Genomic DNA, 15,301 nt, shown 5'->3' on the forward strand with positions numbered 1-15,301 from the left:
GCGGCTGAAAAACGGCGGCATGCTACACCCCGCCTCCCATCCGCAGGGGGGTGAGGGCGGGCTTTGGCAGCGCAGCGGTGGGGTGTTCGGCAGCTCCTGGTGACGGGCCTGGCCTGGCTGGCCGGGCTGGCGCTGCTGCATCGCTGCGAGCAGTTGCCCACCGGCATGTCGCTCGCCGGGCTGGGCGCGGTGGGTGCGCTGCTGCTGGCGCTGCACCGGCGGCACTGGCTGCTGCTGGCGGCCGGTGTGGCCGTGCTGGCGTTCGCGCAGGCCGCGTGGCGTGCCGACGCGCGCATGACGCCCGAGCTGCACCCGGCCTGGGAGGGGCGCGACCTGGTGCTGACCGGCCGCGTCGACTCGCTGCCGGTGGCCGTCACGGGCCAGGGCGGCGTGCCGGGCTGGCGCTTCGAGTTCGCCGTCGAGTCGGTCGGGCCGACCGGGACGGCACTGCCGCCCGAGGTGCCGCGGCGGCTCATGCTGCTGGCCTATGACGGCCCGGCGATCACCGCCGGCGAGCGCTGGCGCTTCACGGCGCGGCTCAAGCGCGCGCACGGGCTGGCCAACCCGGGCGGGTTTGACGCCGAGCTGTGGCTGTTCGAGCAGGGGCTGCGCGCCAGCGGCGTGGTGCGCAGCGCCGAGCGGCTGCAGGCCGCGCCGTGGTGGGAAATCGACGCGGCTCGGCAGCGCCTGCGCACCGCCATCCATGCCCATGTGACGGACCGCGGCCTGGCCGGCGTGCTGGCCGCGCTGAGCCTGGGCGACCAGAACGCCATTGCCCACGCCGACTGGGCGCTGCTGCGCGACACCGGCGTGGCGCACGCGTTCAGCATCAGCGGCCTGCATGTGACGATGTTCGCGTGGCTGGCCGCCGCCGTGGCGGGCGTGCTGTGGCGGCGCAGCGGCCGGCTGTGCCTGCGCGTGGCCGCGCCCACGGCCGCCCGCTGGGCCGGCGTGGCGGCGGCGCTGGGCTATGCGCTGTTCTCCGGCTGGGGCGTGCCGGCGCAGCGCACGGTGCTGATGCTGGCCGCAGTGGCCGCGCTGCAGACGCTGGGGCTGCGCTGGCCCTGGCCGGTGGTGCTGCTGGGCGCGGCCGTCGTCGTCACGGCAGTGGACCCGTGGGCACTGCTGCAGCCCGGCTTCTGGCTGTCCTTCGGCGCGGTGGGCCTGCTGATGGCGGCGGGCGGCGAGCCGGCCGAGGGCTGGCGAGCGCGGTTGAAGGCTGCGCTGCACACACAGGCGGTCGCAACCGCCGGGCTGGCGCCGCTGAGCCTGATCTGCTTTGCGCAGCTGTCCGTCGTCGGGCTGCTGGCCAACCTGCTGGCCATTCCGGTCATCAGCTTCCTCATCGCGCCGCTGGCGCTGCTGGGCGGGCTGGCGCCGCCGCTGTGGGCCGTGGCCGCGGCGCTGACGCAGGTGCTGATGGCCTGGCTGCGGTGGCTGACGGCGTGGCCGGGCGCCGTGTGGTGGCTGCCGGCCGCGCCGGTGTTGGCGCAAGGGCTGGCGCTGCTGGGCGCGGCGCTCATCGTCATGCGGCTGCCGTGGCGGCTGCGGCTGACGGGGCTCGTGATGATGCTGCCGCTGCTGTGGCCCGCCGTGCCGCGGCCGGCGGCGGGCGAGTTCGAGCTGCTGGCGCCGGACATCGGCCAGGGCAATGCGGTGCTGGTGCGCACCCGCAGCCACGCGCTGCTGTTCGACGCCGGCCCGGTCTACGCGCCCGGCGCCGACGCCGGCGAGCGCGTGCTGCTGCCGCTGCTGCGCCGCCTGGGCCTGCGCGAGCTGGACGTGCTGATGCTCAGCCACCGCGACATCGACCATGTGGGCGGCGCCGCCGCGCTGCTGCGGGCGCTGCCGGTGCGCGAGCTGCGCAGCTCGCTGGAGGCTGGCCATGCGCTGCTTCGCGCCGGTGCCACCGATGTGCGCTGCGAGGCCGGCCAGGGCTGGGTGTGGGACGGCGTGCGCTTCGACGTGCTGCACCCGCCGCCGGCGCACTACGACGCCGGGCTCAAGCCCAACGACCTGTCCTGCGTGCTGCGCATCACGTCGGCCGCGGGCCGGCGCGTGCTGCTGCTGGGCGACCTGGAGGCCGACCAGGAGCGCGCGCTGGTGCGCCGAGAGCCGGACCTGCGCGCCGACGTGCTGCTGGTGCCGCACCATGGCAGCAAGACCTCGTCCAGCGCCGAGCTGCTGGCCGCCGTGCGGCCGCAGGTGGCGCTGGTGCAGGCCGGCTACCGCAGCCGCTTCGGCCACCCGGCGCCGCCGGTGCTGGCGCGCTACCAGGCGGCGGGCGTCGCGGTGGTCGACACCCCGTCGTGCGGCGCCTGGCAGTGGTTCAGCGACGGCGCCGCCGCGCGCTGCGAGCGGGCGCAGGCACGGCGCTACTGGCAGGACCGCGTGGCGCCGGCCGTGGCCCCGGAGGTGCCGACGGGGCCGGAGCCGCCCGCGCCGCCGCCGGGCGATGGCGAGTGGAGCCTGCCGCCGGGCTGACGTTGCACGGCGGCGCGCAGTCTCAGGGCGCCGTCGGCCGCGCCACCTTCACGGCCTGGCCCAGCTCGATGACGGCCAGCGCGTAGTAGGCCGACCAGTTGTAGCGCGTGACCACCCAGAAGTTCTCCGTGCCGAGCACGAGCGTCGGCGCGCCGCCGCCGTTGTGCAGCTCGATGACGGCCAGTGGGCCGGCGTGGCTGCGGGCTGTGTCCGGCAGCGTGGCGCCGGCCGCGAGCAGCTCGGCGGCCGTGAACGTGGGCTTGATGTCCGGCGCCAGCAGGCGGGCGCGGTCCGCCGGGTCGGCGGGCAGCGTGACGTCGGCGTAGTGCGTGGGCTGGCCCGGCTTCCAGCCGAACTCGGCCAGGTAGTGCGCCACGCTGCCGATGGCGTCCACCGGGCTGGCCATCAGGTTGATGTGGCCGTCGCCGTCGAAGTCCACCGCGTACTTGCGCCAGCTGCCGGGCATGAACTGCGGCCAGCCCAAAGCGCCGGCGTAGCTGCCGCGCACGTCCTCGGGGGCCAGGCCTTGCTCGCGCGTGAGCCGCAGGAACTCGGCCAGCTCGCTGCGGAAGAAGGCCTGGCGCTCGGCCGCGCGCGGGTGGGCGGCGGGGAAGTCGAAGGCCAGCGTGGCCAGCGCGTCCAGCACCTTGAAGCCGCCCATGATGCGGCCGTAGTAGGTCTCCACGCCGAGGATGCCCATGACGACCTCGGCCGGCACGCCGTAGGTGGCTTCGGCGCGGGCCAGCGCGGCCTCGTGCTGGGCCCAGAACGCGAGGCCTGCGTCGATGCGCCGGGGCTCGACGAAACGGTCGCGGTAGGCCGCCCAGTTCTTGGCCGTCGGCGCCGCGGCGGGCAGGATGAGCTGGCGCACCTTGGGCAGGTTGCTGGCGGCGGCCAGCTGGCGGCGCAGCGCGGCGGCATCCCAGCCCTCGGCGGCGGCGAGTTCGTTGGCGAAGGCGACGAGCGCCGGCCGCGTGCCCAGCGGCTTCGGCGGTGGCTCGCGGCGCGGTTTGGCGGTGGCGGCGGTGGCCAGCAGCAGCGCGGCGGCCAGGCAGGTCAGGGAGCGGAGGCGGTTCACGCGTGCAGCATACGGGGCGGCGCGGTGGCCGGAGGTCAGCTGACCTCGAAATGGAACTCCTGCTCGAAGATCACGTTGCCTTCGCACTCATAGCCTGCCAGCGCCTGCAGCACCAGGCCGCGGAAGAACTCGCCGGCGGCTTCGGGCTTGTCGCCCTTGATGGAGATCACGTCGATATCGGCCACTTCCACGATGCCGGCATTCGCCGACGCGGTGGCACGCAGTCGGATCTCACCCGTCCAGGCGATGCGCGGAATCTCCGCCTTGCGCATGTGACTGCAGATTGTCTGGTGGGTGCCCAGCAGCGCGCGAGCCGGCCGGGCACCGTGCTCACGTTCGGCCGAGATGAACCGCATGTCCTTGGGCGGTCGCATGGGCAGCCTGCGCACGGACTGCTGGGCGGTCTTGTTGAACTCGGACTGCTTGGCAATCGCATGGGCCACCAGCGTCTGCATCAGCGGGCCGGCCTCCAGTTCGGCGCGCAACTCCGGCGCCGTGTTGGGGCATCGGGCCAGCCAGGCGCGCTTCGCCGCCTCCGGCTGGGGCTGCGCGCCGGCGGCTTCCAGCGACTGCACGATGGCGCCAAGCCCGGCGGCCCGCGTCTTCAGCAGGTGGGCCATGCGCAGCAGATAGGGCGGCAGCAGGATGTAGCGCTCGCGGGTCAGCGCGCCGGGCTGGCAGGCGGCCAGGGTCAGCGTCGGCGCGAAGTTGGCAATCATCCAGGCGGTATGGCCGTCCTTGTCGGCGGCATTGACCGCCAGTTTGACGCTGGCGTCGGCCAGCAGCGCGTCGACAACCAGCGGGTAGCCGCCGTTGGCCGCCAGCATCAGCGCGGTCTGGCCGCGCGCATCGGGTTCGGTCAGCGAAAGATGGCCGGGTTCGCGCTGGATCAGCGCCGTGATCTGCGCGGCGGCGGCGCGCTCGGCGTCTTCGGGCGTCCTGTCCGGCGTGGCGGTGGCCAGGATCTGGCGGATCTCGACGCCCAGCCGTTCGACGATGTGCCGGGGCGCGCGCGGCACGTCGTCGGCTCGGGCCGCGGGCGCGAAGGTGGCGAACGCGGCCAGGGCGGTGAGGGCGCCGCGGCGCAGGGCGGCGCGTGCGTGGGTTGGCGAGGCAGGCATGGTGATGGCGGTGTCAGCGGACGGCGAAATGAAACTCCTGCTCGAAAACGAAGTCGCCTTCGCACTCGTAGCCGGCCAGCGCGTTCAGCACGACATGGCGGAAGTAGTGGGTCACGGCTTCTTGCCGATCACCGGTGATGGACAGCCGCTCGACATCGACCGCCTCCACCACGCCGCCGCGCGTGGAGACGATGGCGCGCAGCAGGATCTGCCCTTCCCAGGCCAGCTCGTCCTGGAGCTGCGGCTTGGGCAACACCCGGCACAACCCCGGCTCGCGGGCCAGTTGCGACACCAGCTGGAATGTGTCGCGGGTCTGCCCCTCCGGAATGAAGCGCATGTCCTTCGGCGGGCGTTGAGCCACCTTCGGCCGCGCCGCGCGGGTGGCCCGGGCGTACTCGTTCTGCCGCGTCACGGCGGCCTTGATGAGCGCCGGGGTCAGCTCGCCCTCGGCGAGCGCGCCGCGAAGGTCGGTGTCGGTGTTGGGGCAGCTCGTCAGCCAGGCCCGCTTGGCTTCATCCGGCCGACGCTGGGCGCCGGCCGCTTCCAGCGCGGCAACGGTGGCGTAGACGGCGGTGAACCCGGTCCTCGCGACGTGGGTCATGCGGCGCAGGTAGGGGGCCATCAGGTTCTGGCGTTCCACCGTCAGGTTGCCGGGCTGGCAGGCGGGCAGCGTGATCGGCAGTGCGAAGCTGGCCCGCATCCACGCGGTCTCACCGTCGGCGTCGGCGACGTCCACCGTCAGCCTGACGCTGGGGTCGGACAGCAAGGCCTCGACGATGAGGGCGTAGCCGTGGCCGGCCGCCAGCATCAGCGGCGTGCGCCCGCGCGAGTCGATGGCGGTGAGGGACGGATGGCCCGGGGTGGTGCGGATGAGCGCCTTGATCTGCTCCGCCACGTCGCGTTCCGCGGCTTCCGGCGTGCGCTTGAGGTCGGGCGTCTGCAGCAGGTGCCGCACGTCCAGTCCGAGGTTGTCGATGAGTTGACGCGGCGTGGCGGCGGGCTGGGCCTGGGCGACGCCCAGCATCAGCGCCAGGCACAGCAGCGCGGTGGTTTGAAGGCGGGGATGAAAGCGCATGGGGAAGATTGGGGACATGGAACGCATCAACGGATCTCGAACTGGAATTCCTGCTCGAACACGAAATCGCCTTCGCACTCGTAGCCGGCCAGCGCCCTCAGGGTGACGTCCCGGAAGAAGTTGGTGATGTCGTCGTCCTGCCGCCCATTGATGGCGACTTGATCCACATCGACGGCCTCCACGACGCCGCCGCGCGTCCAGACGACCGCCTTGAGCCGCAGCATGCCTTTCCAGGGCAGGGGGTTGTCCAGCCGCGGCCTGACCACGCGTGGGCATCCGGGCACCTCGGCGGCGAACTGCGGCACCAGGCCGACGGTGTCGCGGCGTTGTCCGTCCGGCACGAAACGCATGCCGGCGGGCGGGCGCAGCGGCACCTTGCGTGGCGCGTCCCGCGTGGCACGCACGTACTCGGCCAAGCGCGTAGTGGCGGTGTTGACCAGCGTGGGCATCAGCTCGCCCTCGGCCAGCGCACGGCGCAGGTCGGGCGCGGCATTCGGGCAGCGCGCCAGCCAGGCGCGCTTGGCGTCGTCGGGCCGGGGCTGGATGCCCGCGGCTTCCAGCGCGTCGATGGTGGCCGTGATGGAGGCCGCCTTCGTCTTGGCCAGGTGGGCCAGACGGCGCAGGTAGGGCAGCATCTGCAGCTGGCGCTCCACCGTCAGGCTGCCCGGCTGGCAGGCCGGCAGCGTCATCGGCAGCGCAAAGCTGGCCAGCATCCACGCGGTCTCGCCGTCGGCGTTGGCGACGTCCATCGACAGCCTGACGCCGGGGTCGCTCAGCAATGCCTCGACGATGAGCGCGTAGCTCTGGCCGGCCGCGAGCATCAGCGGCGTGCGGCCGCGCGGGTCCGCCTCGGTGAGGGACAGGTGGCCGGGCGACGAGCCGATGAGCGCCTTGATCTGCGCTGCGGCGTCGCGCTCGGCGTCTTCCGGAGAGCGCTTGGGGTCGGGTTTTTGCAGCAGCTGCCGTTGTTCCAGCCCCAGGGCGTCGATGATCTGCCGCGGCGTGCCGGCAGGCTGTGCCTGCACGGCGGTGCCCAGCATCAGGGCCAGTGCCAGCAGCAGCCGGGGGCGCGCGGCGCGTCGGGGTGGAGTCATCTCAGACATCGCGGGCGTTGAGGCATCACTGGACGCGGAACACGAACTCTTGCTCGAAGACATGCTCGCCCTCGCACTGGTAGGCCGCCAGCGTGCGGATGAGCAGGCTGCGGAAATGGTCGATGACGATGGCGGGCGTGCCGGCGTCCGTCTGCACGGCGAGATCGACGACTTCCACGATGCCGCCACGGGTGGCGATGCGGGCCAGCAGGCGCAGGCTGCCGGTCCAGTCGAGCGAGCCCGCCAGCGTGGGCGGCGCCATGCGGGGGCAGGTCATGTCCCCCACCGCCAGCACGCGCCCGGGCGCGGCGATGAACCGCATGTCCGGCGGCGGCCGCTGGGGCAGTGTCGCGAGGCCGGCGCGGTAGGCCTTGTTGAACGCCATCTGGCGTTGCAGCGCGTCGTTGACGAGCGGGCTCAGCAGGTCGGCGCCGCCCAGCGCCTGCCGCAGTTCGGGCGACGCGTTGGGGCAGCGGGCGAGCCAGGCCTGTCGGGCCGCGTCGGGTGCGCGCTCGGCCCCGGCGTCTTCCAGCGCCTGCTGGATGCGGGCGATGGGCGACTTCCTGTCCGCGATCAGCTGGGACATGCGCCGCAGGTAGGGCGTCAGCAGCGCGTGGCGCTCCAGCGTCAGCAGGCCGGGCTGGCAGGCCATCAGCGTCATCGATGGGGCGGTGCTGGCGATCATCCAGGCGGTCTCGCCGGCCGCGTTGCGGGCGTCGATGCGCAGCCGCACGACGGGGTCGGTCAGCAGCGCCTCGACGACCGCCGCATAGCCGCCGCTGACGGCCAGCATCAGCGGCGTGCGGCCCAGTGAGTCGGTGGCCACCAGCGCGTCGTCGCCCACCGAGCGGCGCGCCAGCGCCGTGATCTGCGCCGCCACCGCCGCCTCGGCGCCGTCGGGCGTCAGGCCGCTGCGGCGGTCTTCCAGCGCCTGGCGGACCTGCACGCCCAGCCGGTCGATGAGCTGCGCGGGCGTGGCGGGCGCCGTGGCCTGGCCCCAGGCCGGCGCCGCCGTCGCCGCGATCAGCAGGGCGAGAGCGGCAAGCGGGCGGGGCAGGCGGAGCGACATCGGCATCGGCGACGGGCGGCAGTGGAGCTGGCGCGCAGTGTCACCGAAGTCGCGTCGTTACCTGTTGCGGGTTCTCAGCAGGCGCGCGGCGATGCGCAGCTCGGCCCAGCTAGGCGCCGGCGCATCTGCCGCGTAGCGCGAGCGTTCCAGCTTCTCCAGCCATTGCGCCGCGGGTTCGCCGCGCTGGCCGTGCTGGCGGCGCAGCGCACGCGCCCAGGCGGCGGGGCTTTCGTGCGGCGGCAGCGCCACGCCGGCGCGGGCCAGCAGCGCGGTGATGCGCGCGCGCTGGCGGCTCCAGGCGTCGTGCGGGCGGCTGCTCCAGCGCAGCCAGGCCATGGCCGCCAGCGTGAACGCGAGGATGACGCCGGCCAGCGCCTGGCCCAGCCCGGTCCAGTCGGGGCGCTCGAAGCCCAGCTTCTTCAGCAGGTCGAACTGGTTCTGGCGCGAGTAGTTCAGCACCAGCTGCTGCCAGCGGTTGTTCACCGTCTCCCAGCCGTTGCGCAGCGCGCGCCACAGGTCCGGGTTGATCTGGCCCAGCACGTTGTAGGCGCCCGGCTGTGGTTGCAGCGCCAGGCCTTGCGCGACGCGGTTGGGCGCGACGGCGGCGGTGGGGTCGCTGCGCAGCCAGCCGCGGCCCTCCACCCAGAACTCGGCCCAGGCGTGCGCATTGGCGTTGCGCACGACGAGGTAGCCGTCCTGCGGCTCGGCGTCCCAGCCCTGGAAGCCGGTGACGATGCGCGCCGGCACGCCCATCGCGCGCATCAGCACGACGAAGGCCGACGCGAAGTGCTCGCAGAAGCCCAGCCGGCGGTCCAGCCAGAACTCGTCGATGACGTGCGGCGTCTCCTCGCCGTAGCGGCCGGGGGACAGGGTGTAGGTGAAGTCGGCGCTGCGCACATGGTCCAGCAGTGCGGTGGCCAGTGCCTCGGCGCGCGGGCCGGGTTCCAGGCTGGCGAAGCGTGGCTGGCCGGCCAGCTCGCGGGCCCAGGCCAGGCTGCGCGGGTTGCCGGCGGGCAGGTCGGTCAGCGTGGCCTGCTGCAGCCGGTTGAGCTTGAGGCCGGAGCGCCAGTCCAGCCCGGCCGTGGCGTTCAGCCGCAGCCGTTCGGTGATGGGGCGGGGCGCCACCCACTGCAGCTCGGGCCCGCGGGCCAGCGTCAGGTCTGGCAGCGGCAGCTCGGTGCCGGGGCCGCCGGGCGCCATCTCCAGCAGCGGCAGCACGGGGATGCGCAGCGGCTCCATCGTGACCTCGTAGCGCAGCACGGCGCCGTCGACGGCCAGGTCGTCCCGGCCGCGCAGCCAGCTCTGGCTGGTGCGGGTGTCGGGGGCGCGCCAGGTCTTGCCGTCGAAGCGGGTCAGCACCGGGCCGCGGAAGTAGCGCTGGTCCGGCGGCGGCACGGCGCCGTCGAACTTCAGCCGCATCGCGATGCCGTCGTCGTTGGCGATCTCGCTCATCGCGCCGAAATCCAGCTGGTTGGACAGCCCGGTCTTGCCGATGGTCTCGGTGGGCACGCCCCACAGCGGCGCGATGCGTGGGAACAGCACGAACAGCAGCACCATGACCGGCAGGCCCAGCGCCGTCGTGCCGGCCGCGCGGCGCGCCGCGATGGCGATGCTGGGCACGCCCGTGGGCATCTGCGCCAGAACGACCGCCGCCAGCAGCCCCCACAGCGACAGCAGCGCGCCTGCTGCCGTCAGCAGCGACTGCGAGTACAGGAACTGTGTCAGCACGAGGAAGAAGCCGAGGAAGAACACGACGAAGGCGTCGCGGCGCGCGCGCAGCTCCAGGGTCTTCAGCGCCATCAGCACTGCCAGCAGCGTGATGCCGGCCTCGCGGCCCACCAGCGTTCGGAAGGTCAGCCAGGTCAGGGCAGCGTAGACCGCGGCAATGCCCACCAGCCACCAGCGGCTGGGCAGCGGCCGCCCGCGCCACGCGATCTGGGCCCGCCACAGCAGCACCAGGCCGGTCAACCCGGTGGCCCACAGCGGCAGGTGGCTGGCGTGCGGCGCCATGACGGCGGTGATGACGGCCAGCAGGAACAGGCTGTCGCGCGTGTCGCGCGGCAGCCGTGCCCACCAGGCCTGGAAGGCGCTCATGCGCCGAACCCCGCCAGCAGTTGCAGGCAGGCCACGCGGTGCGTCGCGCCGAGCGACGGCGCCAGCTCGCGGCCGGCCAGCCGCAGGCCGTAGGGCTGGCCCAGCCGCTCGGCGGCGAGCACCCAGGCGGCCAGGCGGGACAACCGGGCTTCGATGTCGCGGCCGGTGGTGTCGCGCCAGTCCAGCCACAGGTCGCGCGCCAGCGGCGCCTCGGTCTCGCGCACCCACAGCGGCAGGCCCTGGTCCAGCGCCAGCGCGGACTTGCGCCACAGGATCTGCTTCATCGAGTCGCCGCGGCGGTAGGTACGCACGCCGGAGAAGTCCGTGCCGCTGGCGCAGGCATGCGCCGCCGTGGTCTCGGCAGCACCGGCCTCGGCCTGCGCGGGGAAGGGCGCCGGCACGGCCTCGGCGCGCGGGTACACCCAGACCTGGCTGGCGGGCCGCCAGTAGCTCCAGGCGCGGAAGAACCCCAGCGGGAAGCGCGTGGCGATGACGAGCCGCGGCAGCGCGCGCAGGCCGCGCTGCGGCGCCGGCAGGCGCAGCGTCAGCACCGCGTGGCCCAGCGCCGGCACGTCCACCCACGCGGGTTCGGTCAGGCCCGTGTCCAGCTGCGCGCTGACGGCGATGCCGAAGCGGTCCTTGCCCGGGTTGTGCAGGCGCAGCTCCAGCGCGTACTCGTCGCCGGCGTGCACGCCGTCGGGCGCGCGCAGGTCCATCTGCAGGCCGCGCAGGTTGGCGTGCGTCGTGTGCATGGACGCCAGGCCCGCGCCGGTCAGCGCGAACGTCAGCGCATAGCCCAGGCTCAGCTGCTCGTTGATGGACGCCAGCAGCAGCACGGCCAGCGTGCCGCAGAAGGCCAGGCCGGCCAGCGTTGGCACGATGTAGACATTGCGCTGGGTGGTGATGTGCGTGTCGGCCTGGGGCTGGCGGGCCTGCCACCAGGCCTGCCAGCGGGCGCGCATCGTGCGGGCGAGCATCGCGGGCGGGTCAGGGCAGGGGGATGGCTTCGATCATCGCCCGCACCTGCTCCCGCGCGCCGCGCCCGGCGCCGGCGCGCGGCTGCAGCCGGTGCGCGATGGTCTGCGGCAGGATGGCCTGCAGGTCGTCGGGCGACACGTAGTCGCGCCCCTGCAGCAGTGCCCGCGCGCGGCCGGCGCGCAGCACGGCCAGGCCGGCGCGGGGGGACAGGCCCTCGACGAACCACTGCCCCGAGCGCGTTGCGGCGAGCAGTGCCTGCAGGTAGTCCAGCAGCGGCGGCGCGGCGTGCACCGCCTTCACAGCGGCCTGTACCTGCAAGAGGTCGGCCGGGGTCATCACCGGCTGCAGCTCGCGCAGCTGCTCGCGGCTGTCGCCGCCCATCAGCAGCTCGCGCTCGGCGGCGGCGTCCGGGTAGCCCAGCGAGATGCACATCAGGAAGCGGTCCAGCTGCGATTCCGGCAGCGGGAAGGTGCCCAGCTGCTCGCTGGGGTTCTGCGTCGCGATGACGAAGAAGGGCTGCGGCAGCGGGTGGCTGACGCCCTCGATGCTGACTTGGTGCTCCTCCATCGCCTCCAGCAGCGCGCTCTGCGTCTTGGGGCCGGCGCGGTTGATTTCGTCGGCCAGCAGCACCTGCGCGAACACCGGGCCGGGGTGGAAGACGAAGCCGTTCTTCTCGCGCTCGTAGACGCTGACGCCCAGCAGGTCGCTGGGCAGCAGGTCGGCCGTGAACTGCAGCCGCGAGAACTTCAGCCCCAGCGAAATGGCCAGCGCATGCGCCAGCGTCGTCTTGCCGACGCCGGGCAGGTCCTCGATGAGCAGGTGGCCGCCGGCCATCAGGCAGGCCAGTGAATCGGCGATCTGCGCGGGTTTGCCCTTGATGACCGTGCTAATCTGGTTTTGCAGAGCCTGCAGTTGGCCTGCCAGCGTTCGTGATGGCGTCATGGCGCAGACCATAGCAAGAGACAACGGCAAATGCCCACCGCGTATTTCAATCCCCCCGAATGCCGCCGCCACGACATGGGCGACGGCCACCCCGAGTGCCCGGCGCGGCTGGCCGCCATCGACGACTGGCTGATCGCCTCGGGCGTGGACCAGGCGCTGGAGCACTTCGATGCCAGCCCCGTCGACCTGAAGGCCGTGGAGCGCGCCCACACGCATGGCTACGTGGCCGAGATCGGCGAGCTGCTGCGCGGCTGCGCCGAACGCGGCGAGCGCTGCGCGGTGGACCCCGACACCTCCGCCAACGCCCACACCTGGGCCGCCGTGCAGATGGCCGCGGGCGCGGCGGTGCAGGCCACCGACCTCGTCATCGACGGCCGGGCCGACAACGCCTTCTGCGCCGTGCGCCCGCCGGGCCACCACGCGACGCGCGACCAGAGCATGGGCTTTTGCTTCTTCAACAACGTGGCCATCGCGGCGCGGCATGCGCTGGACGAGCGCGGCCTGCAGCGCGTGGCCATCGTGGACTTCGACGTCCACCACGGCAACGGCACCGAGGACATCATCGCGGGCGATGACCGCGTGCTGATGGTCAGCCTGTTCCAGCACCCGCTGTACCCGTACAGCGGCGCCGTGCCCAAGGGCACCAACATGGTCAACGTGCCGCTGCCGGCCTACACGCGCGGCGGCGAGGTGCGCGAGATCATCGAGGCCATGTGGCTGCCGGCGCTGGAGCGCTTCAAGCCGCAGATGATCTTCATCTCCGCCGGCTTCGACGCCCACCGCGAGGACGACCTGGGTCAGCTGGGCCTGGTGGAAGCGGACTACGAGTGGATCACGCTGCGGCTGAAGGACGTGGCCGCGCGCCATGCCAAGGGCCGCATCGTGTCGGTGCTGGAGGGCGGCTACCACCTCGGCGCGCTGGCGCGCAGTGTGGGTGTGCATCTGCGGGCGCTGGCCGACCTGTAATCTTTTTTCCAGATGATCGGCGCCGCACCGGGTGGGCGGCCGCCCCTGACATGAATTCAATGCATCAACCTCTGAGCCTGAACGAGCTGCAGGCCTTGCTGGGCCGTGTGTTCAGCACCGACGCACTGGCCGAGTGGGCGTTGCTGCTGGGCTGCCTGGCGTTGTCGGGGCTGCTCAGCTGGGCCGCCTCGCGTGCGGCCACTCGGCGCGAGCACAGCGTGCTGTTCGGCGAGCGCGTCATCGACGGCGCGCTGTTCCCGTTGTTGGCGCTGGCGCTGGCCTTCGGCGCCCGTCGCCTGCTGCCGCTGTGGGGCCTGGCGCCGGCGCTGTTCAAGCTGGCGCTGCCGGTGCTGGTGTCGCTGGCGGTCATCCGCGTCATCGCCCGCGTGTTGCGCGCGGCCTGGCCGGACTCGGCGCCCATCCGCCTCGTGGAGCGCATCGGCTCGTGGATCATGTGGCTGGGCGCCGTGCTGTGGATCACGGGCCTGCTGCCCGTCATCCTGGACGAGCTGGACGACATTGGCTGGAAGTTCGGCACCGTCAAGCTGACGCTGCGCAACATGATCGAGGGCGGCCTGACGGCAGCGCTGGTGCTGGTGGTGGCGCTGTGGATCTCGGCGGCCATCGAGTCGCGGCTGCTGCAGCGCGAGTCCATGGATCTGTCCATGCGCAAGATCGCCGCCAGCGCCATCCGCGCGCTGCTGCTGTTCGTGGGCCTGCTGTTCGCGCTGTCGGCCGCGGGCATCGACCTGACGGCGCTGGGCGTGCTGGGCGGCGCGTTGGGCGTGGGCCTGGGCTTCGGCCTGCAGAAGCTGGCGGCCAACTATGTGTCGGGTTTCGTCATCCTGGCCGAGCGGAGCCTGCGCATTGGCGACATGGTGAAGGTGGACGGCTTCGAGGGCCGCGTGACCGACATCAAGACGCGCTACACGGTGATCCGGTCGCTGGGCGGCAAGGAAGCCATCGTGCCCAACGAGATGCTGATCACGCAGCGCGTGGAGAACTCCTCGCTGGCCGACCCGCGGGTGCTGCTGTCCACGACGGTGCAGGTGGACTACGACTGCAAGGTCGACGACGTCATGAACACGCTGGCGGCCGCCATCGCCGGTGTGCCGCGCGTGCTGAGCGACCCGGGGCCGTCGGTCCAGCTGAGCCGGTTTGCCGATAGCGGGCTGGAGCTGAGCGTCTTCTTCTGGATCATGGATCCCGAGAACGGCAGCGGCGGCGTGCGGTCGGACGTGAACCTCACGATCTGGCGCACGCTCAAGGACCTGGGCGTGGACATTCCTTACCCGCAGCAGGTGCAGAGGCAGCCCAAGGGGGCGTCCGCGGCAGCGGCGCCGTGAGCGGTCAGAAGTCCGCGTCCAGCACGACGCGGTAACGCGCCTTGCCGCTGCGCAGGTGATCCAGCGCGTCGTTGACGCGGCTCATCGGGAAGCGCTCCACCTGCGGCAGGATCTGGTGCCGCGCCGAGAACTCCAGCATCGTCGCCAGCACCGACGGCGGTGGCGTGGGCGAGGCCGACAGGCCCTTCTGCCAGCTCAGCAGGCCGCCGCTCCTGACGCTCAGCGCGTCGGTCACGACGCCCACCAGGTGCATGCGGCCCTTGGGCGCCAGCGTGCCGATCAGTGCATCCCAGTTCAATGCGGCGCCCACGGTGATGAGCAGGAAGTCCAGGCTGCCGGCCGCGGCCTTCAGCTCTGCCTTGTCGACGCTGGACACGGTCTTGTGCGCGCCGAGCGCGAGTGCCTCGTCGCGCTTGCTCGCCGACGATGTGAAGGCCGTCACCTCGCAGCCCCAGGCGCGTGCGAACTTGACGGCCAGGTGGCCCAGCCCGCCGATGCCGACGACGCCGACGCGGTCGGTCGGCTTGATGGCGTGCAGCACGAACGGCAGGAAAACCGTGCCGCCGCCGCACATCAGCGGGCCGGCGGCGGCCGGGTCCAGCGCGTCGGGCAGCGGGATGGCCCAGGCCCAGTGCGCGCGCAGCCGGTCGGCAAAGCCGCCGTGCCGGCCGATCAGCGTGGGCTGGCGCTGGCCGCACAGGTGCTGCTCGCCGCCGATGCAGAAGCCGCAGTGCATGCAGCTGCCGGTGTGCCAGCCCACGCCGACGCGCTGGCCCAGCTGCCGCCCCTTGGCACGCGGGCCCAGCGCGGTGATGCGGCCGACCACCTCGTGGCCCGGCACGACGGGATAGCTGGCCGGGAACCACTCGCTGTCGATCATCGCGAGGTCGGAGTGGCAGATGCCGCAGTGCTCGACGGTGATCTCGACGTCCTCGTCGCCCAGCGGGCCGGGGTCGAAGTCGAAGCGTTGCAGCGGGCCGCCGGCGGTGTGGGCGGCGTAGGCGCGAAAAGAGGACATGGGCGGGCTCCTGGCACGGACCGACGTCGGCCGTCT

General features: G+C 72.9%; 12 protein-coding genes. 3 read left to right on the plus strand and 9 right to left on the minus strand.

The window, feature by feature from the left end; translation table 11 throughout:
- Window positions 1-99: 99 nt before the first annotated feature.
- The gene (locus ACG04Q_RS20595; protein WP_394513234.1) at window positions 100-2,484 is read left to right on the plus strand and encodes a DNA internalization-related competence protein ComEC/Rec2; all 2,385 of its coding nucleotides are present in this window, start codon (window positions 100-102) and stop codon (window positions 2,482-2,484) included.
- 22 nt (window positions 2,485-2,506) lie between these two features.
- Here the strand turns inward: ACG04Q_RS20595 and mltB are convergent, their stop codons facing one another.
- The 8 genes from mltB to ACG04Q_RS20635 are packed head-to-tail and all read right to left on the minus strand — an operon-like array spanning window position 2,507 to window position 11,935.
- Window positions 2,507-3,562 carry a lytic murein transglycosylase B gene (gene mltB / locus ACG04Q_RS20600; protein WP_394513235.1) on the minus strand — a complete coding sequence of 352 codons (1,056 nt, stop codon included), beginning with the start codon at window positions 3,560-3,562 and terminating at the stop codon, window positions 2,507-2,509.
- Between the two features lie 35 nt (window positions 3,563-3,597).
- Window positions 3,598-4,683 carry a hypothetical protein gene (locus tag ACG04Q_RS20605; RefSeq protein ID WP_394513236.1) on the minus strand — a complete coding sequence of 362 codons (1,086 nt, stop codon included), beginning with the start codon at window positions 4,681-4,683 and terminating at the stop codon, window positions 3,598-3,600.
- A gap of 13 nt (window positions 4,684-4,696) precedes the next feature.
- A complete protein-coding gene (locus tag ACG04Q_RS20610) occupies window positions 4,697-5,758 on the minus strand; it encodes a hypothetical protein (RefSeq protein ID WP_394513237.1) in 1,062 nt (353 codons plus the stop codon).
- A gap of 26 nt (window positions 5,759-5,784) precedes the next feature.
- Window positions 5,785-6,852, minus strand: a complete 1,068-nt coding sequence (locus ACG04Q_RS20615; RefSeq protein WP_394513239.1) for a hypothetical protein — start codon at window positions 6,850-6,852, stop codon at window positions 5,785-5,787.
- 25 nt (window positions 6,853-6,877) lie between these two features.
- Window positions 6,878-7,927 (minus strand): hypothetical protein, encoded by a 1,050-nt coding sequence (locus ACG04Q_RS20620; RefSeq protein ID WP_394513240.1) that lies wholly within the window; start codon window positions 7,925-7,927, stop codon window positions 6,878-6,880.
- 51 nt (window positions 7,928-7,978) lie between these two features.
- The gene (locus tag ACG04Q_RS20625) at window positions 7,979-10,015 is read right to left on the minus strand and encodes a transglutaminase TgpA family protein (protein WP_394513241.1); all 2,037 of its coding nucleotides are present in this window, start codon (window positions 10,013-10,015) and stop codon (window positions 7,979-7,981) included.
- The gene (locus tag ACG04Q_RS20630) at window positions 10,012-10,992 is read right to left on the minus strand and encodes a DUF58 domain-containing protein (protein ID WP_394513242.1); all 981 of its coding nucleotides are present in this window, start codon (window positions 10,990-10,992) and stop codon (window positions 10,012-10,014) included. Before ACG04Q_RS20630 ends, ACG04Q_RS20625 begins: the two co-directional genes overlap by 4 nt.
- Window positions 10,993-11,002: 10 nt before the next feature.
- The gene (locus tag ACG04Q_RS20635; protein ID WP_394513243.1) at window positions 11,003-11,935 is read right to left on the minus strand and encodes an AAA family ATPase; all 933 of its coding nucleotides are present in this window, start codon (window positions 11,933-11,935) and stop codon (window positions 11,003-11,005) included.
- A gap of 30 nt (window positions 11,936-11,965) precedes the next feature.
- Between ACG04Q_RS20635 and ACG04Q_RS20640 the strand changes: the two genes are divergently transcribed.
- Together ACG04Q_RS20640 and ACG04Q_RS20645 are read left to right on the plus strand one after the other, a co-directional pair.
- Complete coding sequence (locus tag ACG04Q_RS20640; RefSeq protein ID WP_394513245.1) at window positions 11,966-12,901, plus strand: histone deacetylase family protein; 936 nt, start codon at window positions 11,966-11,968, stop codon at window positions 12,899-12,901.
- 59 nt (window positions 12,902-12,960) lie between these two features.
- Window positions 12,961-14,247, plus strand: a complete 1,287-nt coding sequence (locus ACG04Q_RS20645) for a mechanosensitive ion channel family protein (RefSeq protein WP_394513246.1) — start codon at window positions 12,961-12,963, stop codon at window positions 14,245-14,247.
- 4 nt (window positions 14,248-14,251) lie between these two features.
- Here ACG04Q_RS20645 and ahr read toward each other — a convergent pair whose 3' ends face one another.
- A complete protein-coding gene (ahr, locus tag ACG04Q_RS20650; protein WP_394513247.1) occupies window positions 14,252-15,265 on the minus strand; it encodes an NADPH-dependent aldehyde reductase Ahr in 1,014 nt (337 codons plus the stop codon).
- Between the last annotated feature and the right edge of the window lie 36 nt (window positions 15,266-15,301).

Source organism: Pelomonas lactea, from assembly GCF_043555885.1.
Taxonomy (GTDB): domain Bacteria; phylum Pseudomonadota; class Gammaproteobacteria; order Burkholderiales; family Burkholderiaceae_C; genus Pelomonas; species Pelomonas lactea.

What these genes read in the sequence shown, in the direction of transcription:
- ACG04Q_RS20640 (WP_394513245.1), top strand. Translation starts at nt 11,966, where the DNA reads ATGCCCACCGCGTATTTCAATCCCCCCGAATGCCGCCGCCACGACATG.
- ACG04Q_RS20625 (WP_394513241.1), bottom strand. Translation starts at nt 10,015, where the DNA reads ATGAGCGCCTTCCAGGCCTGGTGGGCACGGCTGCCGCGCGACACGCGC.
- ACG04Q_RS20610 (WP_394513237.1), bottom strand. Translation starts at nt 5,758, where the DNA reads ATGCGCTTTCATCCCCGCCTTCAAACCACCGCGCTGCTGTGCCTGGCG.
- ACG04Q_RS20645 (WP_394513246.1), top strand. Translation starts at nt 12,961, where the DNA reads ATGCATCAACCTCTGAGCCTGAACGAGCTGCAGGCCTTGCTGGGCCGT.
- ACG04Q_RS20605 (WP_394513236.1), bottom strand. Translation starts at nt 4,683, where the DNA reads ATGCCTGCCTCGCCAACCCACGCACGCGCCGCCCTGCGCCGCGGCGCC.
- ahr (WP_394513247.1), bottom strand. Translation starts at nt 15,265, where the DNA reads ATGTCCTCTTTTCGCGCCTACGCCGCCCACACCGCCGGCGGCCCGCTG.
- ACG04Q_RS20630 (WP_394513242.1), bottom strand. Translation starts at nt 10,992, where the DNA reads ATGCTCGCCCGCACGATGCGCGCCCGCTGGCAGGCCTGGTGGCAGGCC.
- ACG04Q_RS20635 (WP_394513243.1), bottom strand. Translation starts at nt 11,935, where the DNA reads ATGACGCCATCACGAACGCTGGCAGGCCAACTGCAGGCTCTGCAAAAC.
- ACG04Q_RS20615 (WP_394513239.1), bottom strand. Translation starts at nt 6,852, where the DNA reads ATGACTCCACCCCGACGCGCCGCGCGCCCCCGGCTGCTGCTGGCACTG.
- ACG04Q_RS20620 (WP_394513240.1), bottom strand. Translation starts at nt 7,927, where the DNA reads ATGCCGATGTCGCTCCGCCTGCCCCGCCCGCTTGCCGCTCTCGCCCTG.